Consider the following 22,732-nt stretch of genomic DNA (forward strand, 5'->3'; position numbering starts at 1 on the left):
GGGTGTGGGTGTGCGGGGGAGTCCGCCGGGTCAGGGGGCCCGGCGGTCGCGGGCGCCGAGGCCCTCGTCGTCGGAGTCCGTCCACAGCGTGCTGTCGTACGGGGTGTCCGGGACGGTGACCATGCCCTCCTTACCGGGCCGGGAGGCGGCCGGGGCCTGGCGGGCGACGTCCTGCTCCAGCCGCTCGACGGAGCGGACCAGCTCGTTCAGGTTCCGTCGTACGGCGGTCAAATCGTCTTGCAGGGACATGAGGTGCCCTCACTTCCGCGCGTGCGGTGGCAATGCTCCTGGGCGCCTGCGAGTGTCGCCCTTCCGCTCCCCCGTTGTGAAGGGACGTGCAGCGATTGCGGGCGCGCAGGCGCAATGTGTGCGCCCCTCCCTGCCCCCATTCTCATCCCTCGTCCGGGCGAACGCCCCTCCGGCCGCCGCCGGGAAGCGGCCCGTGCCGCAAGCCGGATTGGTCCGCACGGGTGGGGTTCGCGGCGTGGCGCGGGTCCCCTCCGGGGCACCCGGCGGGGCGTCGATTTCAGTGGGTTTCGCACGCAGTGTGATCAGCTCCATATACCGCCAAATTGATCAAGGTTGCCGCTCAGGCTCACCCCACGCCCCGCCCCGGAGGTACCACCCATGACCCAGAGAAGGCGCAGGTCCTTGGCGCTCCTGACCTCGGGAGTCCTCGCACTGCCGCTGCTCGCGGGCTGCGGCGCGGGTGAAGACGAGGGCGGTCCGGTCGCCGCCGGCCAGGACATCGCCACGACGGCCCGCGACCGGGTCGCCGACGGCGGCGTGCTGCGCTGGGCCGTGGACACCCTGCCGGAGACGCTGAACACCTTCCAGGCCGACGCCGACGGCACCACCGTGCGGATCGCCGGGGCGGTGCTGCCGCAGCTGTTCACGCTCGACGAGAAGGGACGGCCGGTGGCCGATCCCGACTACCTGGAGAAGGCGGAGATCGTCGAGCGGGAGCCCAAGCAGGTCGTCCTGTACAAGCTGAACCAGCAGGCGGTGTGGAGCGACGGCCGGGAGATCGGCGCCGCCGACTTCGTCGCCCAGTGGCGGGCCCTGAACGGCAAGGACTCGGCGTACTGGACCGCGCGCAACGCGGGCTACGACCGGATCGAGAAGATCGAGCGCGGCAAGACCGACCTGGAGGTGAAGGTCACCTTCGCCAAGCCGTACACCGACTGGCGCTCGCTGTTCAGCCCGCTCTACCCGAAGCAGGTCACCGGCACCCCCGAGGCCTTCAACGAGGGGGCCCGCGGGGCCCTCAAGGTCACCGCCGGACCCTTCAACCTCGGCGCCATCGACAAGCAGACCGGCACCGCGGCGCTGACCCGCAACGCCCGCTGGTGGGGCCGGCCCGCCAAGCTGGACAGCCTCGTGCTGACCGCCGTACCCCGCTCCGAGCGCCCGGCCGCCCTCGCCGCCGGCCGGCTCGACATGGCGGAGGTCGACCGGGCCGGCGCCGACCGGATCGCGCTCGCCCAGCGGGACGCGGGCCACGCGGGCGGCGCGCACGGGCCCGGCGCCTCGGTGACGGCCGCGGAGGCCACCTTGTCCTGGGCGCTGGCCTACGGCGCCGACGAGAACCGGGCCCGGGAGGAGCAGGAGACGCGGGCCAGGAACGCGGACGCGGCCAAGAAGTACGCCGACGAGCAGGCGGCCCTGCGCGCCTTCACCGTCCGCAAGTCCCTGGAGCCCGCCTACACCCAGCTGGCCATGAACGGAGCCTCCGGGCCGCTCTCCGACGAGCGGGTCCGGCGCGCGGTCGCCCGGGCCATCGACCGCAAGGCCCTCGCGGAGACCGTACTGAAGCCCCTCGGCCTGCCCGCGAAGCCGGTCGGCAGCCACCTGGCGCTGGCCGGGCAGCGCGCGTACGCCGACAACAGCGACGCCATCGGCGGCCAGGACACCCAGGCCGCCCAGGCGCTGCTGGCCGACGCGGGCTGGCACCGCGGCGGCAAGATCAAGGAGTCGGGCGCCAAGGCGGGCCCCGAGGGCGAGGACGGGGCGGCGAAGGACGACGGCAAGACCCCCGCGGGGCCCGGCACCGGCAACGACGGCCTCTACATCGTCGGCCAGGACGACCGCAACGGCGACGACAAGCCCGCGGGCGCCGGGCGCGCCCCGGCGGGCAAGCCCGGCGCCCACCTGGCCCACGGCGGCCTGCGCGGCGCGGGCATGCTCCCCGCCGAGGAGACCCTGCCCGAGGGCCTGTACGCCCCGGACGGGGAGATCGTCGACGCGGACCGCTTCGCGCCGGGCGCTGCCGCGGGCCGGCCCTCGCCGGTGCTGGCCCCGGCCCCGCTCGCGGTCCAGCAGGAGCGGGCGCTGCTGGCCCAGGCGTCGAAGGTCATCGACGACGCCAAGCACGCCGCGGCGCAGCAGGGCGAGGAGGGCGCGGACGCCAAGGACGGCGCCGACGCCAAGGACCCCGCCCAGGCCCCGGCTCCGGCGAAGGCCAGCCCCGCCCCGGCGGCCCCGGCCAAGCAGAACCGGGCCGGCGCCCCGCTCGCCAAGGACGGCAAGCCGCTGACCCTGCGGTTCGTGCTTCCCTCGGGCCCCGGCTCGGAGGCACTGCGGACGGTGGGGGAGCGGATCTCCCAGATGCTCCAGAAGGTCGGCATCCAGACCGAGGTGACCAAGGTCGCCGACGAGAGCTTCTTCAAGGACCACATCGCCTCGGGCCAGTACGACCTGGCCCTCTACTCCTGGCCCGCGACGGCCTACCCGGCCACCGACGCCCGGCCCATCTTCGCCAAGCCGGCCCCGGCCGCCGACGGATCGCTGCTGGTGGAGCAGAACTACACCCGGGTCGGCACCGACCACATCGACCAGCTCTTCGACCAGGCGCTCGGCGAGCTGGACGAGGAGAAGTCCCGCGAGCTGATCCGCAAGGCGGACGCCCGGATCTGGGCCGCCGCCGGATCCATCCCGCTCTACCAGCGCCCGCAGCTGGTGGCGGTCAAGTCGAACCTGGTGAACGCGGGCGCCTTCGGCCTCGGCACCCCCCGCTTCCAGGACATCGGCTGGAAGAAGCCGGGCGCGGCTCCCGAGAAGAACGGCAAGAAGTAGCGGAGGCGACCCGGGGAAGAAGTGGTGACGAAGAGGTGCCGCGCAGGTTGACCCGCGGGTCACAAGCTCAGAAGTGACTCAATTGCCTTGCCCGCCGGACACCCGGCGGGCAAGGTCGTGGATACCCGTTGACCCGCGCCGATCCCAGGTGCACACGGGCGACTCGCACGGCCGCGGCACCCCACTCCACACCCGGCCCCGCTCAGTCGTCCGGCCTCTTGACAGACCCCACGGCATGCGGTTCCCGCCATTCGACGTACGATGGGGTAAGGCCGTGGCAGGTTTCCGCCCGGCTCAAGGCTCGCGTGCCGGACCGTACGCGCCGCCATCCACGATCCCGGGAGAAGCGCCGAAGTGCCCACGCGCCACGACATCCGTAACGTCGCCATCGTCGCCCACGTCGACCATGGCAAGACGACCATCGTCGATGCCATGCTCAAGCAGGCCGGTGCCTTCGCCGCCCACCAGCACCTCGACGACCGCATGATGGACTCGAACGACCTGGAGCGTGAGAAGGGCATCACGATCCTCGCCAAGAACACGGCGGTGAAGTACCACCCCAAGGACGGCGGGGCGCCCATCACGATCAACATCATCGACACCCCCGGCCACGCCGACTTCGGTGGCGAGGTCGAGCGCGGCCTGTCGATGGTGGACGCGGTCGTCCTCCTGGTCGACGCCTCCGAGGGCCCGCTGCCGCAGACCCGCTTCGTGCTCCGCAAGGCGCTCCAGGCGAAGATGCCGGTCATCCTCTGCATCAACAAGACGGACCGCCCGGACTCCCGGATCGACGACGTCGTCAACGAGACGTACGACCTCTTCCTGGACCTGGACGCGACCGAGGAGCAGATCGAGTTCCCGATCGTCTACGCCTGCGGCCGTGACGGCATCGCCTCGCTGACCAAGCCGGAGGACGGCACCGTCCCCGCGGACAGCGACAGCCTGGAGCCGTTCTTCTCCACCATCCTGGAGCACGTCCCCGCCCCGGTGTACGACGAGGAGGCCCCCCTCCAGGCCCACGTCACCAACCTGGACGCCGACAACTTCCTCGGCCGCATCGCGCTCCTGCGCGTCGAGCAGGGCGAGCTGCGCAAGGGCCAGACCGTCGCGTGGATCAAGCGTGACGGCACCATGTCCAACGTCCGCATCACCGAGCTGATGATGACCGAGGCCCTGACCCGCAAGCCGGCGGAGGTCGCCGGCCCCGGTGACATCTGCGCCGTCGCCGGTATCCCCGACATCATGATCGGCGAGACGCTGGCCGACCCGGAGAACCCGATCGCGCTGCCGCTGATCTCGGTGGACGAGCCGGCCATCTCCATGACCATCGGCACCAACACCTCGCCGCTCGTCGGCCGTGGCGGCACCGGTAAGGGCGCGGACGCCAAGGCGGCCGTCAAGGACCGCAAGGTCACCGCCCGCCAGGTCAAGGACCGGCTGGACCGCGAGCTCATCGGCAACGTCTCGCTCCGCGTGCTCGACACCGAGCGCCCGGACGCCTGGGAGGTCCAGGGCCGTGGTGAGCTGGCGCTCGCCATCCTGGTCGAGCAGATGCGCCGCGAGGGCTTCGAGCTGACCATCGGCAAGCCGCAGGTCGTCACGCAGGAGATCGACGGCAAGGTGCACGAGCCGGTCGAGCGCATGACGATCGACGTGCCCGAGGAGCACATGGGCGCGGTCACGCAGCTCATGGGCGTCCGCAAGGGCCGCATGGACAACATGTCGAACCACGGCTCCGGCTGGGTCCGCATGGAGTTCGTCGTCCCCTCGCGCGGTCTCATCGGCTTCCGCACGGAGTTCCTGACGAACACCCGCGGTACCGGTATCGCCCACTCGATCCACGAGGGCCACGAGCCGTGGTTCGGCCCGCTGGTGACCCGTAACAACGGCTCGCTGGTCGCCGACCGCGCCGGTGCGGTCACGCCCTTCGCGATGATCAACCTCCAGGAGCGCGGTGTCCTGTTCACCGAGCCCGGCACCGAGGTCTACGAGGGCATGATCGTCGGTGAGAACTCGCGCTCCGACGACATGGACGTGAACATCACCAAGGAGAAGAAGCTCACCAACATGCGTGCGGCTTCCGCGGACAACACCGAGAACGTGGTGCCGCCGCGCAAGCTCTCCCTGGAGCAGTCCCTGGAGTTCTGCCGCGACGACGAGTGCGTCGAGGTGACCCCGGAGGCGGTCCGCATCCGCAAGGTCGTGCTGGACCAGAAGGAGCGCTCGCGCACCGCGTCGCGCGCCAAGTCCGGTAAGTAACGGGCGTATTGCCCGAGCCCCGCTCCGGCGGCGGCTGAAAGCCGTTCGGTCGACCGGCCCCTCCTCTCACGATGTCCGTGAGGGGAGGGGCTGTTCGCTTTTGTCAAGCGGATTTGCCGCTTGGAGTGTCCGCATACCGACCGTGACACTCCGGATGGTGAGCTAACCGTCCGTTTCGCACGTGTCTGTCTCCTATCCGTTTGTCCGGATTTCGGGTTTTCGCCATGCGGTGATGTTGTGAAAACGAGACCCCGTAAGTGTGGTTTACGGTCTGGGTGTCGCCGAGGATGGCTCCATTGAGCTCGGGTCAATGGGTCACACGCTGTGGGGAGCGTCGACTCACGAGCACACACGACGGGACCGGATTTCGCTGTCAGGGGTGTCAGCGGGGGACGGCCCTTCACTATCGACAGTGACTCCTGAGGAGGCAATTACCCATGCGCGGAGCAACGAGCGCCAAGTGGGTCGTGGGTGCCGTCATCGTGGCGATGAGTGCCACGGCATGTGGCGGTGGCGACGCAAAGTCTGACGGTGCGTCGGGCGGTACGTTCCGCTTCGGCATCACCGAGCCGGCGGCCATCGACCCCGTGAACGCACAGGAGTCTGAGGGCATCGTCATCGCCCGCGCGCTCTTCACCGGGCTGTACGACACGTCCAACGACGGCAAGCTGATCCCGAAGCTGGCCGAATCCAGCACGCCGAGCGACGACGGCAAGACCTGGACGTTCAAGATCAAGGGCGGCACCAAGTTCACCAACGGTGAGCCGGTCGACGCCGAGGCCTTCATCCGCGGCTGGACCCGTGTCTCCGCCAAGGCGTCCGCCTCCGACGTCTCGTACCACATGGCCGACATCGTCGGCTACGAGGACCTGCACTCGGGCAAGAGCGACAAGTTCGCCGGTCTGACCGCCGTGGACGCCACCACCCTCAAGGTGGAGCTGTCCATCCCGGACTTCGAGTTCGTCAAGAAGACCGCGCACTCCGTCTTCAGCCCCGTGCCGAAGGTCGCCGGCGCCGGAGACAACAAGGCGTTCAACGACCAGCCCATCGGCAACGGCGCCTTCAAGATGACCGGCCCGTGGCAGCACAACACGTCGATCACGCTGGTCCGCAACGACGACTACGGCCTGGAGAAGGCGCACCTCGACAAGGTCGAGGCGAAGATCCTGAACCCGGCCAACGGCTCCACGCTGGAGTACCAGGGCTTCCAGTCGGGCCAGTTCGACTACGCCCGTATGCCCACGCCGCAGCTGACCTCGGCCAAGGCCAAGTACGACCCGCAGGGCGAGTGGATCTCCGGTGACTTCTCCGGCATCAACTACCTGAACATCTTCAACCAGAACGCGCCGTTCAACAATCCGGACGCGCGCAAGGCGATCTCCTACGCGATCGACCGCGAGGCCATCGCCAAGGGTGTCTTCCAGGGTCTGCAGAAGCCGGCCACCGCGTTCCTGCCGCCGTCGTTCGCCGACGTGTACCAGGCCGGTGTCTGCACCAGCTGCGTCAAGCAGGACGTGGCGAAGGCCAAGGAGTACGCCGAGAAGGGCGGCCTCAAGCCGGGCACCGTCGTCAACTTCGGCTACAACACCGGCGCCGGCCACGAAGAGTGGGTCCAGGCCGTCGCGCAGCAGCTGAAGGACGTCCTCGGCCTCGACGTCAAGCTGGACGGCAAGCCGTTCAAGGAGGCGCTGGCCACCCAGCAGGACAAGGCCACCTCCGGTCTGTGGCGTCAGGCGTGGACCGCCGACTACCCGACCGCGGACAACTTCATGACCCCGCTGCTGAGCACCACCGGCATCGGTGAGGACCCGGCGACCGGCAAGGCGCAGGGCGACAACCGCGGCCGCTACTCCAACCCGGAGTTCGACAAGCTGCTCGTCACGGCCAAGGCCACGAAGGACGACGCCGCCCGCGCCGCCCTGTACAAGCAGGCCGAGAAGCTCGCCGTCGACACCGACCAGGGCGTCATCCCGCTGTGGCAGCGGACCCAGTACCGCCTGGTCAACAGCAAGAAGTTCAAGGACATCAAGATGGACTTCTACGAGGACCCGACCCTCGCGGAGATCTCGCTCAAGTAGCGGCCCCTCCACACACAGCAGGTAAGCGAAGGCCGTGGGGACGGAGCTACTTCCTCTCTCTCCACGGCCTTCGTTCAGTCACGGGCGCACCCCTCTACCGGCGCCCGGCGGCGGCCCCTCTCCCGATCGGATGATGCCGCCCATTCCCACGCTCAGTATGTGAAGGAGGCATCGTGGGCAGATATGTGATCCGCCGGCTCGGGCAGATGGTGGTCGTCCTCTTCGGTGCGACGGTTGTGCTCTTCTGCTGTCTGTTCATCCTCCCTGGCGACCCGGTGGGTTCGCTCGGCGGTGACAAGGCCCGCGACCCGGCTGTCGTCGAACAGCTCAGGGAGCGCTACGGACTCAACGATCCGCTCCCCGTCCAGTACGGGAACTTCGTGAAGAACCTGGCCCAGGGTGACCTCGGCGAGGACTTCACCCAGCGCCGACCGGTGACGGAGATCTTGCAGCCCAAGCTCGTCAACACCGCCGAGCTGGCCATCACCGCCATCGTCATCGACATCGTGATCGGCCTCCTGGCGGGCCTGGTCGCGGCGCTGTTCAGATACTCGTTCTGGGACGTGCTGATCACGCTGCTCACGACGATGGCGGTCGGATTCCCGTCCTTCGTCATCGGCATGGTCCTGCAGAAGGCGTTCGTCATCGAGCTGCCCTGGTTCCCGCTGATCTCCGACGGGACCGCCAACTCCCTGATCCTGCCCGCCTTCACCCTGGCGATCCTCGACGCCGCGCTGGTCGCCCGGCTGATGCGCGGCACCATGCTGGAGGTGCTGCGCGCCGACTACGTCAAGACGGCCATCGCGAAGGGCCTGCCCCGGCGGACGGTGCTCTTCAAGCATGTGATGCGCAACTCGATCATCCCGGTCGTCACGTACCTGGGCATCTCGTTCGGAACGCTGCTCGGTGGTGCGCTCATCACCGAAGCGATCTTCAACTGGGACGGCATCGGACTCGCGCTCGTGCAAGCGGTCCAGCAGCAGAACAACCCGATCATCATCGGCGTGGTGAGCTTCGGCGTCGCCGTGTTCGTTCTGCTCAACCTGATCGTCGACCTCTTGTACGCGGTCCTCGACCCGCGCATCCGTCTCGCCTGATTCCAGGCAGCCTGTTCTAGGAGTCACACCCATGTCCGAGCTCACCAAGAGCACAGCTGGGGCGGGGCCCGCTCAAACGGCGCCGGCCGCCCCCGCGGAGCCGGCGATCGCCCGCGTCACGCAGTGGGGCGAGATCCGCCACCGCTTCCTGGCCAACAAGCTCGCAGTCATCGGCCTCGTGCTGGTCGCCCTGCTGTTCGTGGTCGCGATATTCGCGCCCCTGCTGTCCCCGCACGACCCGTACGCCCAGGACCTGAACAACACGCTGGCCAGCCCGGGCGGAGCGCACCTGCTCGGCACGGACGCGCTCGGCCGCGACCAGCTCTCGCGCATCCTGTACGGCAGCCGCATCGCCGTCGTCGTCGGTCTCGCCTCGATCTTCCTGGCCTGCGTCATCGGCATCGCCGTCGGTGCGGTGGCGGGTTACTTCGGCCGCGGCACCGACTCGGTGCTGATGCGCATCGCCGACGTCTTCTTCGCCTTCCCGCTGCTCATCGGCGCCATCGTGATCATCATCGTGATGGGCCGCGGAGTGACCCCGGTGATCATCTCGCTGGCCGTGTTCTCCTGGCCGACGGTCTCCCGACTGCTGCGCAGCTCGATCCTGTCGGTCCGCGAGGCCGACTACGTGCTGGCGGCGCGGGCCCTGGGCGCCAACACCCGCCGGATCATCATGCGTCACATCCTCCCCAACTCCATTGCCGCCGTGATGGCCTACGCCGCCTTCAACGTCGGTGGTGCCATCGTGGCCGAGGCCTCGCTGTCCTTCCTGGGCGTGGGCGTGAGCCCCGAGGTCCCGGAGTGGGGCAACATGCTCGCCGCCGCCAAGGACTTCATGGGCGTCAAGGACTACCTCTGGACGTACCCCAGCATCGCGATCGTGCTGACGGTCCTCGGCTTCGTTTTCGTTGGTGACGGGCTCCGCGACGCCCTTGACCCGAAGCTGCGCTAGAAGGGCGGCACCATCACATGACTACTTCAGGCATCACCGCAGAAGTGCCCCGGCAGAGGGGCGAGGCCGCCGAGGGTCCCGTACTCGAAGTGCGCGACCTGCACGTCGAGTTCAAGACCCGCGAAGGCATCGTCAAGGCCGTCAACGGCGTCAACTACAGCGTGTCCTCCGGCGAGACGCTGGCCGTGCTCGGCGAGTCCGGCTCGGGCAAGTCCGTGACCGCCCAGGCGATCATGGGCATCCTGGACTCGCCCCCCGGGCGGGTCTCCAAGGGCGAGATCCTCTTCCAGGGCCAGGACATCCTCCAGCTTCCGGAGAGCGAGCGGCGCAAGCTGCGCGGTCCGAAGATGGCGATGATCTTCCAGGACGCGCTGTCGGCGCTGAACCCGGTCTTCTCCGTCGGCAACCAGCTGGGCGAGATGTTCCGCGTCCACCAGGGCATGTCGAAGAAGGACGCCAAGGCCAAGTCCATCGAGCTGATGGACCGGGTGAAGATCCCGGCGGCCCGCAGCCGCGTCAACGACTACCCGCACCAGTTCTCGGGCGGTATGCGCCAGCGCATCATGATCGCGATGGCGCTCGCCCTGGAGCCGGACCTGATCATCGCGGACGAGCCCACCACGGCGCTCGACGTGACGGTCCAGGCCCAGGTCATGGACCTGCTGGCGGACCTGCAGCGCGAGTACAACATGGGTCTGATCCTGATCACCCACGACCTCGGCGTCGTCGCCGACGTGGCCGACAAGATCGCCGTCATGTACGCGGGCCGCATCGTCGAGCAGGCACCGGTCCACGAGCTGTACAAGCGCCCCGCGCACCCGTACACCCGCGGTCTGCTGGACTCGATCCCGCGCCTGGACCAGAAGGGCCAGGAGCTCTACGCGATCAAGGGTCTGCCGCCCAACCTGCTGAAGACCCCCTCCGGCTGCGCCTTCAACCCGCGCTGCCCGAAGGCGCAGGACATCTGCCGCACCGAGGTCCCGGCCCTGCTGCCGGTGGCCGAACAGGACGGCACCGAGCTGGCCGGCCGCATCAGCGCCTGCCACTTCCGGGAGGAGCAGCTCCATGGCTGAGTTGGACAAGAAGGACGACGCCGTGGACGCGACCCCCGGCATCAGCGAGGTCGAGGTCGTCGAGGCGGCGACCGAGACGGCGGCCCTGGCCGCCATCGAGGCGCCCGTCGACCGCGGCGAGCCGATCCTGCAGGTGCGCAACCTGGTCAAGCACTTCCCGCTGACCCAGGGCATCCTGTTCAAGAAGCAGATCGGCGCGGTCCGGGCGGTGGACGGGGTCTCCTTCGACCTGCACCAGGGCGAGACCCTCGGCATCGTCGGCGAGTCCGGCTGCGGCAAGTCGACCGTCGCCAAGCTGCTGATGCTGCTGGAGACGGCGACGTCCGGCGAGGTCTTCTACAAGGGCCAGGACATCACCAAGCTGTCGGGCAAGGCCCTCAAGGCCGTCCGGCGCAACATCCAGATGGTGTTCCAGGACCCGTACACCTCGCTGAACCCGCGCATGACGGTCGGCGACATCATCGGCGAGCCGTACGAGATCCACCCCGAGGTGGCCCCGAAGGGCGACCGGCGGCGCAAGGTCCAGGAACTGCTGGACGTCGTGGGCCTGAACCCGGAGTACATCAACCGGTACCCGCACCAGTTCTCCGGCGGCCAGCGCCAGCGCATCGGCATCGCCCGCGGCCTCGCGCTCAACCCGGAGATCATCATCTGCGACGAGCCGGTCTCCGCGCTCGACGTGTCGGTGCAGGCGCAGGTCATCAACCTGATGGCGAAGCTGCAGGACGAGTTCAACCTCTCCTACATCTTCATCGCGCACGACCTGTCGATCGTCCGGCACATCTCGGACCGCGTCGGCGTCATGTACCTGGGCAAGATGGCCGAGATCGGCACCGACACCCAGATCTACGACCACCCGACGCACCCGTACACGCAGGCGCTGCTGTCGGCCGTCCCGGTTCCCGACCCGGCGGCCCGCGAGGGCCGCGAGCGGATCATCCTCACCGGCGACGTCCCGTCGCCGGCCAACCCGCCGTCGGGCTGCCGCTTCCGCACCCGCTGCTGGAAGGCCGAGGACAAGTGCGCCACGGAGGAGCCGCTGCTGGCGGTCCCGGAGCGGTTCAAGACCGTGGACACCCCGGCCGCGCACGAGTCGGCCTGCCACTTCGCGGAGGAGAAGGCCGTCCTGGCCGTCTGATCCCGCGAGGCGTACGTCCACCAGGGCGCCCGGCACCGGATTCCTCCGGCGCCGGGCGCTCCGGCGTTCCCCGCCCCGCGGCCGGGCGCCGGGGCAAAGGCGGTTGCGGCCGCGCCGGGGCCCGGCCGAGAGTGTCCGGATGACCGCCACGCTGACCGTCCGCCCCGCCGGGCCGGGGGACGCCGCCGACATCTGCGCGCTGCTCAACGCCGTCGACGTGATCGAGATCGGCAGACCGGAGACGGACCTCGGCAGCGTCGAGGCCGACCTCCAGCACCCCGGGACGGACCTCGCCACCGATTCCCGGCTCGCCTTCCAGGGCGGCCGGCTCGTCGCCTTCGCGCTGGTCCGGGCCGATTCCGGGCCGGGCAGGGCCGACTGCGACCACTACGTGCTGCCCGGCCACACCGAGGCCGCCGTCCGGCTGCTGGAGCTCATGGAGATCCGGGCCCGCCGGATCGCGGGCCCGGACCGCGACGCCGTCCTGCGGCTCCAGCTCCACGTGGAACCCACCCTCCACCCCGGGGTCCTCGCTCGGCGCGGCTACCGCACCGTGCGCCGCCACCAGGTCATGACCCGCCCGCTGGACCCCGCCGAAGGAGCCGGGCCCGGCCCGGCCGGGCTCACCCTGCGGCACTGCGGTACGGACGCGGCCGACCGGCGGCGGGCGCACGCCCTGGTGGAGCAGACCTTCGCCGCGCACTTCGGGCACGTGGAGCGCGCGTACGAGCCCTGGCTGGACCACCTCGGCGCCCGGGACCTGGACTGGAGCCTGGTCTGGATCGCGGCCCTGCCCGCGCTGGGCGACGTAGCCGTCCTGCTCACCCGCGACGACCGCACCCTCATGGGCTGGATCAGCCACATCGGCGTGCGCGAGGACGTACGCGGGCGGGGCATCGGCGGCTTCCTGCTGCGCCACGCCTTCGCCGCCTACGCCGGGCGCGGCCGGGACTCCGTGGGCCTCGGCGTCGATACGGGCAACGAAACCGGCGCGTTGGCGCTCTACGAGGCGCACGGAATGAGGCTGCACTACGCCGTGGACACCTGGGAGCTGCGTTTGCACCCACAGGGGTGACGCGCGCGTATCGCCCGGGTGGAATCGGTCCAACCATGAGGGCACGGGGCCTCGGGCGGGGTGACAGTGGGGCCTAAGTGAGTCTTGGGACCTAGGAGGCACTCCATGCGCGGAGCCACCCACGCCAAGTGGGCCGCATGCGCCGCGGCCGTCGCCCTCGTGGCGACGGCCTGCGGCGGCGGAAGCGACAGCGGCGGCGGGGACGCCGGCATCGTCAGCTCCTCCTGGGGTGACCCGCAGAACCCGCTGGAGCCGGCCAACACCAACGAGGTGCAGGGCGGCAAGGTGCTCGACATGCTCTTCCGGGGCCTCAAGCGGTACGACCCGAAGACGGGCGAGGCCGTCAACATGGTCGCCGAGAAGATCGACACGACCGACAGCCAGCACTTCACGATCACCTTGAAGGACGGCTGGAAGTTCAGCAACGACGAGCCGGTCACCGCCCAGTCCTTCGTGGACGCGTGGAACTACGCGGCGGACGTGCGCAACAAGCAGAACAACGCGCCGTTCTTCGCCGACATCGTCGGATACGCCGACCTGCACCCCGCCTCCGGCGAACCGAAGGCCAAGACGATGTCCGGCCTGGTCGTCAAGGACGCCAAGACCTTCACGGTCGCGTTGAAGGCGAAGTTCTCCACCTGGCCCGAGACCCTCGGCTACCAGGCCTTCTCCCCGCTGCCCAAGGCCTTCTTCACCGACCACGCGGCCTGGCTGGACAAGCCCGTGGGCAACGGCCCGTACACGGTGGACTCGTACACCAAGGGCACCGGCATGAAGCTGCGCACCTGGGACGGCTACCCGGGCCCGGACAAGGCGCAGAACGGCGGGGTGGACCTCAAGGTCTACACCGACAACAACACCGCCTACACGGACCTGATCTCCGGCAACCTCGACCTCGTCGACGACGTGCCCGCGCAGCAGCTGAAGAACGTCCAGAACGACCTCGGCGACCGCTACATCAACCAGCCGGCCCTGATCATCCAGACCCTCACCTTCCCGCTGTACGACGAGAACTGGGGCAAGCCGGGGATGGAGAAGGTCCGCCAGGGCATCTCCCGCGCCATCAACCGCGACGAGATCACCAAGCAGATCTTCCGCGAGACCCGCACCCCCGCCAAGGACTGGACCTCCCCGGCCCTCGGCGCCAAGGGCGGCTTCAAGGACGTCTGCGGCAACCTGTGCATGTACGACCCCGCGGCGGCCAAGAAGATGATCCAGGACGCCGGCGGGGTGCCGGGCGGCAAGATCACGCTGACCTCCAACGTCGACACCGGCTCCCACCGCGAGTGGATGGACGCCGTCTGCAACAGCATCAACAACGCCCTCGGCGAAGGCCCGGTCTGCACCGTCAACCCGGTCGGCACCTTCGCCGATTTCCGCAACCAGCAGAGCGCCTACAAGCTCACCGGCCCCTTCCGCTCCGGCTGGCAGGCCGACTACCCGCTGATCCAGAACTTCCTCCAGCCGCTCTACTTCACCGGCGCCTCGTCGAACTACGGCAAGTTCAGCAGCCCGGAGTTCGACAAGCTCGTCGACGAGGCCAACCAGGAGAGCGACTCCGCCAAGGCGATCGCGAAGTTCCAGGACGCCGAGAAGATCCTCGCGGAGCAGATGCCGTCGATCCCCCTCTGGTACCAGAACGGCAGCGCCGGGCACTCGGAGCGGATCACCGACGTCACCCTCAACCAGTTCAGCGTCCCGGTCTACAACCAGATCAAGGTCAGCTGACCCGCCTTCGGATCGATCCTGGAGCAGTCCATGGGACGTTATGTGATCCGGCGGCTGCTCCAGATGATCCCGGTGTTCATCGGCAGCACGTTCCTGATCTTCTTCATGGTGTACGCGCTCGGTGACCCCGTCGCGGCCCTCTTCGGCGACAAGGCTCCCGACCCCGCGACCGCCGCCCGCATCCGCAAGGACCTCTACCTCGACCAGCCGCTGTGGAAGCAGTACCTGCACTACATGGGGCAGATCTTCCAGGGCGACTTCGGCACCGCCTTCAACGGCCAGAGCGTCACCGACCTGATGGCCACCGCCTTCCCCGTCACCCTGCGCCTGACCATCGTCGCCGTCGTCATCGAGGTCATCGTCGGGATCACCCTCGGCGTGGTCAGCGGACTGCGCCGCGGCAAGTCCGTCGACACCAGCCTGCTGGTGCTCACCCTGATCGTGATCTCCGTGCCCACCTTCGTGACGGGCTACCTCCTCCAGTACCTCTTCGGCGTCAAATGGGGCTGGGTACGGCCCACCGTCTCGCCGGACGCCCCCTTCAACGAGCTGATCCTGCCCGGCATCGTCCTCGCGCTCGTCTCCCTCGCCTACGTCACCCGGCTCTCGCGCACCTCCATCGCCGAGAACGTCAAGGCCGACTACGTCCGCACCGCCACCGCCAAGGGCCTCCCGCGCCGCCGCGTCGTCACCCGGCACCTGCTGCGCAACTCGCTCATCCCGGTCGTCACCTTCATCGGCACGGACATCGGCGCCCTGATGGGCGGCGCCATCGTCACCGAGCGGATCTTCAACATCCACGGCGTCGGCTACCAGCTGTACCAGGGCATCCTGCGCAACAACTCCCCGACGGTGGTCGGCTTCGTGACGATCCTCGTCATCGTCTTCCTGCTGGCCAACCTGCTCGTCGACCTGCTCTACGCGGTCCTGGACCCGAGGATCCGCTATGCCTGAGCGCGACGAGCCCGCCTACGACCCGCTGCAACCCGGAGAGGGAGAGGCCATCGCACCCACCGGCCAGGGCGGCCCCATGGACCTCGCGCTGGACGAGGCCGAAAGCCTGGAGAAGGTGCTGGGCGACGATCCGACGGGCCCGGCCGAGAAGGCCCGTTCGCTGTGGTCCGACGCCTGGCACCAGCTGCGCCGCAATCCCGTCTTCGTCGTCTCCTCGCTGCTGATCCTCTTCCTCGTCGTCATCGCGATCTGGCCGCAGCTCATCGCGAGCGGCGACCCGCTGCACTGTGACCTGTCCAAGTCGCAGCAGGGCTCCGCACCGGGGCACCCCTTCGGCTACGACACCCAGGGCTGCGACGTGTACACGCGCACCGTCTACGGGGCCCGCGCCTCCATCACCGTCGGCGTCTGCGCGACCCTCGGCGCCACCCTGCTCGGCTCGGCGCTCGGCGGGCTGGCCGGGTTCTTCGGCGGCTGGGGCGATTCCCTGCTCTCCCGGACCGCCGACATCTTCTTCGGCATCCCGGTCGTGCTCGGCGGACTGGTCTTCCTGTCCGTCGTCACCAGCACCACCGTGTGGCCGGTCGTCGGATTCATCGTGCTGCTCGGCTGGCCCCAGCTCGCCCGCATCGCCCGCGGCTCGGTGATCACCGCGAAGCAGAACGACTACGTCCAGGCCGCCCGCGCCCTCGGCGCCGGCAACACCCGGATGCTGCTGCGGCACGTCGCGCCCAACGCCGTCGCCCCCGTCATCGTCGTCGCCACCATCGCCCTGGGCACCTACATCGCCCTGGAGGCCACCCTGTCGTTCCTCGGGGTGGGCCTGCGGCCGCCGACCGTCTCCTGGGGCATCGACATCTCCAACGCCGCCTCGCAGATCCGCAACGCCCCGCACATGCTGCTGTACCCGGCGGGCGCGCTGAGCCTGACCGTGCTGGCCTTCATCATGCTCGGCGACGCGGTGCGCGACGCCCTCGACCCCAAGCTGCGCTGAGGAGCCCCTGTCCATGCTGCTCGAAGTGCGCGACCTGCACGTGGAGTTCAAGACCCGCGACGGGGTAGCGAAGGCGGTCAACGGCGTCGACTACTCGGTGGACGCGGGCGAGACCCTCGCGGTGCTCGGCGAGTCCGGCTCCGGCAAATCGGTGACCGCCCAGGCCGTGATGGGGATCCTCGACATGCCGCCGGGCCGGATCGCGGGCGGCGAGATCCTCTTCCAGGGGCAGGACCTGCTCAAGATGCGGGAGGAGGAGCGGCGCAGGATCCGCGGGGCTCGGATGGCCATGATCTTCCAGGACGCCCTCTCCTCCCTGAACCCGGTACTGAGCGTCGGCGCCCAGCTCGGCGAGATGTACGAGGTCCACCGCGGCCTCTCCCGCAAGGCCGCGCGGGCCAAGGCGGTGGAGCTGATGGACCGGGTGAAGATCCCGGCGGCCAGGCAGCGGGTGGGGGACTACCCGCACCAGTTCTCCGGCGGCATGCGCCAGCGCATCATGATCGCCATGGCGCTCGCCCTGGAACCCGCGCTGATCATCGCCGACGAGCCCACCACGGCCCTGGACGTCACGGTCCAGGCCCAGGTCATGGACCTGCTCGCGGAGCTCCAGCGGGAACTGAACATGGGGCTCATCCTGATCACCCACGACCTCGGCGTCGTGGCGGACGTGGCCGACAAGATCGCCGTCATGTACGCCGGCCGGATCGTCGAGGCGGCCCCCGTGCACGAGATCTACGCCGCCCCCGCGCACCCGTACACCCGCGGTCTGCTGGACTCCATCCCGCGGCTGGACCAGAAGGGCCAGGAGCTCTACGCGATCAAGGGGCTGCCGCCCAACCTGCTGCGCATCCCGCCCGGCTGCGCGTTCAACCCGCGCTGCCCGATGGCGCAGCCCGTCTGCCGCACCGACGTCCCGCCGCTGTACGAGGTGACCGAGTCGCCCGTGCCGCGCACCTCCGCCTGCCACTTCTGGAAGGAGTGCCTGCATGCCTGAGCCGATCCTGGAGGTGAAGGGGCTGGTCAAGCACTACCCGCTGACCCAGGGCATCGTCTTCAAGCGGCAGATCGGCGCGGTCCGGGCGGTGGACGGGGTCTCCTTCGACCTGCACCAGGGCGAGACCCTCGGCATCGTCGGCGAGTCGGGCTGCGGCAAGTCCACCGTCGCCAAGATGCTGGTCAACCTGGAGCGGCCGACGGCCGGGACGATCTCGTACAAGGGCGAGGACATCACCAAGCTGTCGCGCAAGGCCCTCAAGGCCGTCCGGCGCAACATCCAGATGGTGTTCCAGGACCCGTACACCTCGCTGAACCCGCGCATGACGGTCGGCGACATCATCGGCGAGCCGTACGAGATCCACCCCGAGGTGGCCCCGAAGGGCGACCGGCGGCGCAAGGTCCAGGAACTGCTGGACGTCGTGGGCCTGAACCCGGAGTACATCAACCGGTACCCGCACCAGTTCTCCGGCGGCCAGCGCCAGCGCATCGGCATCGCCCGCGGACTGGCCCTGCGGCCCGAGGTCATCGTCGCGGACGAGCCGGTCTCGGCGCTGGACGTCTCGGTCCAGGCGCAGGTCGTCAACCTGCTGGCGCGCCTCCAGGACGAGTTCAGCCTCTCCTACGTGTTCATCGCCCACGACCTGTCGATCGTCCGGCACATCTCCGACCGGGTCGGCGTGATGTACCTGGGCCGCATCGCCGAGATCGGCACCGACACCGAGATCTACGAGCACCCCACCCACCCCTACACCCAGGCGCTGCTCTCGGCCGTGCCCGTGCCCGACCCGCGCGCCCGGGCGCTGCGGGAGCGGATCATCCTGGTCGGCGACGTCCCATCGCCGGCCAACCCGCCGTCGGGCTGCCGCTTCCGTACCCGCTGCTGGAAGGCGCAGGAGCGGTGCGCGGTGGAGGTGCCGCCGCTGGCCGTTCCGGAGTGGTTCCCGTCCGGACCGCGGGCGCATCCGTCGGCCTGTCACTTCGCGGCCGAAAAGCAGGTGGTGCCGGTGACGGCCCCGCCGCCGGGTCCACCGCCGGCCGCGCCGCCCACGGGGCTCACCAAGGAGGAGGGGCCACCGCGGGACGGATGATTTCCGGCCACCCCCGCGCGTACGTCCGAATACCCCTCCCGTGCACCCGACCGGCGTTTACTCCGCGGCAACTTGGCGGTATCTGCCCCGAGATATCCGCCCGGCAGCCTGGTGCGCGTGCGGCCGTGCGGGTGCCGACGGCCGGTCGGGCAGGCGTACAGCCTTCCCGGCCGGCCTCCCCGTGCCCCTCCACGTGCGCGGCGTGCGCCCCTCGTGCTGCCGGAATTCGATCGATGCGCTGGTACGGATAGTTATGATCCGTAGCGCACGGTGGGTATGACTCCGCCGAGCACGAGTACGCGTACCGATGTCCGCTCGACGTGGAGGTGAAACGCCGTGGCACTCTCGATCTCGGCCGTGGTGCTGCTGGCGATCGTCGTCTTCCTGCTGGTGCGGAGGTCGGGGCTGAAGGCGGGACACGCCTTCGTCTGTGTGCTCCTCGGCTTCTACCTGGCGAGCTCGACGATCGCGCCGACCCTGAGCCAGCTGACGTCGAACGTGGCGAGCATGATCAGTGGCCTCAAGCTGTAGGGCCCAGCTCGTAGGCTGACCCCATGAACGGTCTTCCCGCCCGTCGTCTGCTCCTCGTGCACGCGCACCCGGACGACGAGTCGATCAACAACGGCGTCACCATGGCCAAGTACGCGGCCGAGGGCGCCCACGTCGCGCTGGTGACCTGCACGCTCGGCGAGGAGGGGGAGGTCATCCCGCCCGCCCTCGCCCACCTCGCGCCCGACCGCGACGACACCCTCGGCGCGCACCGCGTCGGCGAGCTCGCCGCCGCCATGAAGGAACTGGGCGTCACCGACCACCGCTTCCTCGGCGGCCCCGGCCGCTTCCGCGACTCCGGGATGATGGGCGCCGAGCAGAACCGCCGGCCCGGGGCCTTCTGGTCCGCCGACGTGGACGAGGCCGCCGCGCACCTGGTGGAAGTGATCCGGGAGCTGCGGCCGCAGGTGCTGGTCACCTACGACCCCGACGGCGGCTACGGCCACCCCGACCACATCCAGGCACACCGGGTCGCCACCCGCGCCGCCGAACTCGCGGCGGAGCCCACGTACCGCCGTGACCTCGGCGACCCGCACGAGATCCGCAAGGTCTACTGGAACCGGGTGCCGCGCTCGGTGGTCGACGAGGGTTTCGCACGGCTGCGCGCGGCCGGCGCGGCGGTGCCCTTCCCGGGCGTCGCGACGCCCCAGGACGTGCCGGGCGTCGTCCCGGACGAGCGGATCACCGCCGAGATCGGGGACGAGGACGGCCGGGAGACCTTCGCGCGGGCCAAGGCCGCCGCGATGCGGGCGCACGCCACCCAGGTGGCCGTGGACGGCCCCTTCTTCGCCCTCTCGAACGACCTGGCCCAGCCGCTCTTCGCCCGTGAGTACTACGAACTCGTCGCGGGCGAGCCGGGCGTCCCGGCGGGCGAGCGGGAGCACGACCTGTTCGCGGGGGTGACGGCATGACCGGGACGCTGGGCGCCGGGCGGATCGCCGCCCTGCTGGGCCTGCTCGTCGCCGGGGCGGTGACGGGCGCGGCCGGATGGCTCGTGGTCGACCTCTGGTTCCCCGGCGGACTGCTGCTGGCGCTGCTCGCCCTCTTCGGGGTCTTCCTCGCCGGCCGGCTCGTGACCGGGAGCGGGATCGGGGTGGGCGCGGCCGCGGGTGGCTGGTTCCTGGCGTACGTGCTGCTCAGCCTGCCGCGCCCCGAAGGGGACTTCCTGCTCGGTTCGTCCGGAATGGGGCTGTACGCATACCTTTTGGGCGGGGTCGCCGTCGCTGTGATCTGCGCCACGATGAAGAGTGCGCCGGAGGGGCCGGTTTCGGCCGCGGGGCCGCGGCGCTGACGTGCCGTCGAACTCGGCCGGACTCCGATCGGGGACGGCTTGAGGGGGTTTGACGGTCCGTGCGAGGGTGGGCCCGCGAAGGCCCAAGAGGAATCCCTGATTCCCGACGGACAGTTGCGCGTGCACGGCGGCCAGTATGGTGGACGGGCCGCCGAGCTGCCCGCGCAAGGTTGACGGGCGGCGGAGCCAACCGGGAGAACCTGCCTTGAGTCGTGAAACTGACAGTTCGTCCCCCGGGCCCCAAGGGCACGGTGGAGCCGCCCACCCCTCGGGCACGCCGTATGGAACCGGCCAGTATCCGTCCACGACTGTGCCACCCGGCCCTGGCGCGGCGACCGCCACGGAGGAGAACCCTGTGACTTCGAAGCCGTCCACGCCCGACTCCGACGGGCCGAAGACCGAGACCACCCTGACGACCCGGATCCGGATCAACATCCCGGGTTCCCGTCCGATCCCGCCCGTCGTCGTGCGCAAGCCGGTGAAGGACGGCGAGGGCTCCGCCGAGTCGCGGCCCGGCGCGCCCGGGGAGGCGGCCGGGCAGGCCTCCGCTCCGGCGCCCGCGCCGCCCGCCGGTCCGCAGGCCGGAGGTGCGCCGCAGGCACCGCCCGCGCCGCTGCCCACGCGGACCCCCGCCGTCTCCCAGGCGGGCCGCGGGCCGGCCCAGGGCGGCTCGGACGAGGCGTCCAGCAACTGGTTCGCGCCGCGCAAGGCCCCCGCGACGCCGCCGGCGGGCGTGCGGACCGATTCCGGTCCCGCGCAGGCCGGTCCGGCGCAGGCCGGTCCCGGACCGGCCGGTCCGGGGCAGGGGGGCGCGGGCTACGGTTCGGGCCCGGCCGCCGGGCCGGGCGGGCCTGGTGGGGCCGCCGTACCCGGGGCGCCCCTCGGCAGCGGCGCGCCGGGCCCGCGGGGTCCCGGGGCCGGATACGGCGCCGACCGGCCGTTCCCGCCGGGGCCGCCCGCCCCGTCGGGTCCGGGCGGTGGACCGGCCCAGGGGTACCCGGAGTTCGACAACGGTCCCTCGACCGAGGCGTTCCCCGCGTACACCGACCCGGCGGGACCGGCCGCACCCGCCGGGCCGACCGGTGGCCCCGCGCTGGGCACCGCCCCCGTACGCGCCGACGACGCGCCGCGCTGGCCCGGCCCGGAGGCCCCGCCGGCCGGCGGACCGCGGCCCGCCGGTGGTCCCGGGGCGCAGTTCCCGGGCGGTCCCGGCCCGCTGCCCGGCGCGCAGTTCCCCGGCGGTCCCGGCCCGCTGCCCGGCGGTCCGTCCGCGGGCGGCCCCGGACCCGGGCCGGTCGTGCCGACCGCGGCTCCGCAGCCGCCGAAGCAGACCCGGCCGGCCCCCAAGGCCCCCGCCAAGCCCGCCAAGAAGCGCTCCAAGCTCGTCGTCATCGGCGGCGGCCTCGTCGCCCTGCTCGGCGTGGCCTACTGCGCCGGGCTGCTCCTGAACCACTCCGACGTCCCCAAGGGCACCACCGTCCTCGGCGTCGACATCAGCGGCGGCCGCGACGAGGCCGTCACCAAGCTCCAGGACCGCTTCGGCACCCGCGCCGCCGCCCCGCTCCAGTTCACGATCGGCGGCAAGCAGGTCGAGCTGAAGCCCGACAAGGCCGGGCTGACGCTCGACACCCAGACCACCGTCCGCAACGCCACGGGCAGCGACTACAACCCCGTCACCGTCATCGGCTCCCTCTTCGGCCAGGAGCGCAAGGCCGAAGCGGTGATGCCCGTGGACGAGGAGAAGCTGCGCGTCGCCCTCCAGCAACTGGCGGGCAGCGCGGGCACGGCGACCGAGGGCACGATCAAGTTCGACACGGGCAAGGCGGTCGCCGTTCCCGGACGGGCCGGCACCAGCCTGGACGTGGACGGCTCCGTCGACCCGGTGATCAAGGCGTTCCGCGACGCGGTCGCCACCGGCAAGCCGACCCCCGTCGAACTGCCCACCGCCAACCGGGAACCGGCGGTCAACCAGGCGGAACTGGACCGCGCGATGAAGGAGTTCGCGGAACCCGCGATGTCCGGCATCGCCACCGTCAAGGCGGGCACCAAGTCCATCGCGTTCGGCGCCAAGACGCTGCCCAAGATCCTCAGCATGCAGGTCGTCGACGGGCACCTCGTCGAGAAGTACGACCTCGAAGCGTTGAAGGCCGCTTACAGCGACACCTTCGACGGGATCCAGATCACCCGGGGCACCGGGGCGAAGACCGCCGTCACCCCGCAGGACGTCGCGGGCGCCCTCGGCAAGGCCCTGCGCGGCAAGACGGCCGCCGAGCGGACCGCGGTCATCGACACCAACGCGAGCTGATCACCGACTGACCCCACCGCAGGCCGGAGCCCCGGCCGGCCTCCTCGCACGGGAGGGCCGGCCGGGGCTCCGACCCG

Annotated in this window: 18 protein-coding genes; 17 read left to right on the forward strand and 1 reads right to left on the reverse strand. The window is 70.4% G+C overall.

Annotated elements, in window-relative coordinates:
* Positions 1 to 30: 30 nt before the first annotated feature.
* Positions 31 to 249: a hypothetical protein gene (locus tag ACZ4M3_RS06635; protein ID WP_453357661.1), complete on the reverse strand. Its 219-nt coding sequence runs from the start codon at positions 247 to 249 to the stop codon at positions 31 to 33.
* Positions 250 to 627: 378 nt separating this feature from the next.
* Between ACZ4M3_RS06635 and ACZ4M3_RS06640 the strand changes: the two genes are divergently transcribed.
* The 17 genes from ACZ4M3_RS06640 to ACZ4M3_RS06720 all read left to right on the forward strand — a co-directional run bounded on the left by ACZ4M3_RS06640 (position 628) and on the right by ACZ4M3_RS06720 (position 22,655).
* Complete coding sequence (locus ACZ4M3_RS06640; protein WP_467730523.1) at positions 628 to 3,075, forward strand: ABC transporter family substrate-binding protein; 2,448 nt, start codon at positions 628 to 630, stop codon at positions 3,073 to 3,075.
* A 354-nt stretch (positions 3,076 to 3,429) separates the two neighbouring features.
* Complete coding sequence (gene typA, locus ACZ4M3_RS06645; RefSeq protein WP_467730524.1) at positions 3,430 to 5,334, forward strand: translational GTPase TypA; 1,905 nt, start codon at positions 3,430 to 3,432, stop codon at positions 5,332 to 5,334.
* A gap of 437 nt (positions 5,335 to 5,771) precedes the next feature.
* Entirely contained in the window at positions 5,772 to 7,412 is a 1,641-nt protein-coding gene (locus ACZ4M3_RS06650; protein ID WP_467730525.1) for a peptide ABC transporter substrate-binding protein, read from the forward strand.
* Positions 7,413 to 7,585: 173 nt separating this feature from the next.
* Positions 7,586 to 8,509 carry an ABC transporter permease gene (locus ACZ4M3_RS06655; RefSeq protein WP_240801679.1) on the forward strand — a complete coding sequence of 308 codons (924 nt, stop codon included), beginning with the start codon at positions 7,586 to 7,588 and terminating at the stop codon, positions 8,507 to 8,509.
* A gap of 31 nt (positions 8,510 to 8,540) precedes the next feature.
* A complete protein-coding gene (locus tag ACZ4M3_RS06660) occupies positions 8,541 to 9,461 on the forward strand; it encodes an ABC transporter permease (RefSeq protein WP_467730526.1) in 921 nt (306 codons plus the stop codon).
* 17 nt (positions 9,462 to 9,478) lie between these two features.
* Complete coding sequence (locus ACZ4M3_RS06665; protein WP_467730527.1) at positions 9,479 to 10,534, forward strand: ABC transporter ATP-binding protein; 1,056 nt, start codon at positions 9,479 to 9,481, stop codon at positions 10,532 to 10,534.
* Positions 10,527 to 11,672: an ABC transporter ATP-binding protein gene (locus ACZ4M3_RS06670; protein ID WP_467730528.1), complete on the forward strand. Its 1,146-nt coding sequence runs from the start codon at positions 10,527 to 10,529 to the stop codon at positions 11,670 to 11,672. The genes ACZ4M3_RS06665 and ACZ4M3_RS06670 overlap by 8 nt, the downstream gene beginning before the upstream one ends.
* A 139-nt stretch (positions 11,673 to 11,811) precedes the next feature.
* Positions 11,812 to 12,747 carry a GNAT family N-acetyltransferase gene (locus ACZ4M3_RS06675; RefSeq protein ID WP_467730529.1) on the forward strand — a complete coding sequence of 312 codons (936 nt, stop codon included), beginning with the start codon at positions 11,812 to 11,814 and terminating at the stop codon, positions 12,745 to 12,747.
* Positions 12,748 to 12,852: 105 nt separating this feature from the next.
* Positions 12,853 to 14,475 (forward strand): peptide ABC transporter substrate-binding protein, encoded by a 1,623-nt coding sequence (locus ACZ4M3_RS06680; protein WP_467730530.1) that lies wholly within the window; start codon positions 12,853 to 12,855, stop codon positions 14,473 to 14,475.
* A gap of 30 nt (positions 14,476 to 14,505) precedes the next feature.
* Entirely contained in the window at positions 14,506 to 15,429 is a 924-nt protein-coding gene (locus ACZ4M3_RS06685) for an ABC transporter permease (protein WP_467730531.1), read from the forward strand.
* Positions 15,422 to 16,423, forward strand: a complete 1,002-nt coding sequence (locus tag ACZ4M3_RS06690; protein WP_467730532.1) for an ABC transporter permease — start codon at positions 15,422 to 15,424, stop codon at positions 16,421 to 16,423. Before ACZ4M3_RS06685 ends, ACZ4M3_RS06690 begins: the two co-directional genes overlap by 8 nt.
* 13 nt (positions 16,424 to 16,436) lie before the next feature.
* Complete coding sequence (locus ACZ4M3_RS06695) at positions 16,437 to 17,420, forward strand: ABC transporter ATP-binding protein (protein WP_467730533.1); 984 nt, start codon at positions 16,437 to 16,439, stop codon at positions 17,418 to 17,420.
* Positions 17,413 to 18,510: an ABC transporter ATP-binding protein gene (locus ACZ4M3_RS06700; RefSeq protein WP_467730534.1), complete on the forward strand. Its 1,098-nt coding sequence runs from the start codon at positions 17,413 to 17,415 to the stop codon at positions 18,508 to 18,510. The genes ACZ4M3_RS06695 and ACZ4M3_RS06700 overlap by 8 nt, the downstream gene beginning before the upstream one ends.
* 336 nt (positions 18,511 to 18,846) lie before the next feature.
* On the forward strand, positions 18,847 to 19,041 hold the full coding sequence (locus tag ACZ4M3_RS06705; RefSeq protein ID WP_030226073.1) for a hypothetical protein: 195 nt from the start codon (positions 18,847 to 18,849) through the stop codon (positions 19,039 to 19,041).
* 23 nt (positions 19,042 to 19,064) lie between these two features.
* The gene (gene mshB, locus ACZ4M3_RS06710) at positions 19,065 to 19,970 is read left to right on the forward strand and encodes an N-acetyl-1-D-myo-inositol-2-amino-2-deoxy-alpha-D-glucopyranoside deacetylase (RefSeq protein ID WP_467730535.1); all 906 of its coding nucleotides are present in this window, start codon (positions 19,065 to 19,067) and stop codon (positions 19,968 to 19,970) included.
* A complete protein-coding gene (locus ACZ4M3_RS06715) occupies positions 19,967 to 20,350 on the forward strand; it encodes a DUF6113 family protein (protein WP_467730536.1) in 384 nt (127 codons plus the stop codon). The genes mshB and ACZ4M3_RS06715 overlap by 4 nt, the downstream gene beginning before the upstream one ends.
* Before the next feature lie 205 nt (positions 20,351 to 20,555).
* Entirely contained in the window at positions 20,556 to 22,655 is a 2,100-nt protein-coding gene (locus ACZ4M3_RS06720) for a peptidoglycan binding domain-containing protein (RefSeq protein ID WP_467730537.1), read from the forward strand.
* Positions 22,656 to 22,732: the final 77 nt, after the last annotated feature.

The organism is Streptomyces sp. NPDC026522 (assembly GCF_055567555.1).

What these genes read in the sequence shown, in the direction of transcription:
- ACZ4M3_RS06635 (WP_453357661.1), bottom strand. Translation starts at nt 249, where the DNA reads ATGTCCCTGCAAGACGATTTGACCGCCGTACGACGGAACCTGAACGAG.
- ACZ4M3_RS06640 (WP_467730523.1), top strand. Translation starts at nt 628, where the DNA reads ATGACCCAGAGAAGGCGCAGGTCCTTGGCGCTCCTGACCTCGGGAGTC.
- ACZ4M3_RS06650 (WP_467730525.1), top strand. Translation starts at nt 5,772, where the DNA reads ATGCGCGGAGCAACGAGCGCCAAGTGGGTCGTGGGTGCCGTCATCGTG.
- ACZ4M3_RS06660 (WP_467730526.1), top strand. Translation starts at nt 8,541, where the DNA reads ATGTCCGAGCTCACCAAGAGCACAGCTGGGGCGGGGCCCGCTCAAACG.
- ACZ4M3_RS06665 (WP_467730527.1), top strand. Translation starts at nt 9,479, where the DNA reads ATGACTACTTCAGGCATCACCGCAGAAGTGCCCCGGCAGAGGGGCGAG.
- ACZ4M3_RS06670 (WP_467730528.1), top strand. Translation starts at nt 10,527, where the DNA reads ATGGCTGAGTTGGACAAGAAGGACGACGCCGTGGACGCGACCCCCGGC.
- ACZ4M3_RS06675 (WP_467730529.1), top strand. Translation starts at nt 11,812, where the DNA reads ATGACCGCCACGCTGACCGTCCGCCCCGCCGGGCCGGGGGACGCCGCC.
- ACZ4M3_RS06680 (WP_467730530.1), top strand. Translation starts at nt 12,853, where the DNA reads ATGCGCGGAGCCACCCACGCCAAGTGGGCCGCATGCGCCGCGGCCGTC.
- ACZ4M3_RS06685 (WP_467730531.1), top strand. Translation starts at nt 14,506, where the DNA reads ATGGGACGTTATGTGATCCGGCGGCTGCTCCAGATGATCCCGGTGTTC.
- ACZ4M3_RS06690 (WP_467730532.1), top strand. Translation starts at nt 15,422, where the DNA reads ATGCCTGAGCGCGACGAGCCCGCCTACGACCCGCTGCAACCCGGAGAG.
- ACZ4M3_RS06695 (WP_467730533.1), top strand. Translation starts at nt 16,437, where the DNA reads ATGCTGCTCGAAGTGCGCGACCTGCACGTGGAGTTCAAGACCCGCGAC.
- ACZ4M3_RS06700 (WP_467730534.1), top strand. Translation starts at nt 17,413, where the DNA reads ATGCCTGAGCCGATCCTGGAGGTGAAGGGGCTGGTCAAGCACTACCCG.
- mshB (WP_467730535.1), top strand. Translation starts at nt 19,065, where the DNA reads ATGAACGGTCTTCCCGCCCGTCGTCTGCTCCTCGTGCACGCGCACCCG.
- ACZ4M3_RS06715 (WP_467730536.1), top strand. Translation starts at nt 19,967, where the DNA reads ATGACCGGGACGCTGGGCGCCGGGCGGATCGCCGCCCTGCTGGGCCTG.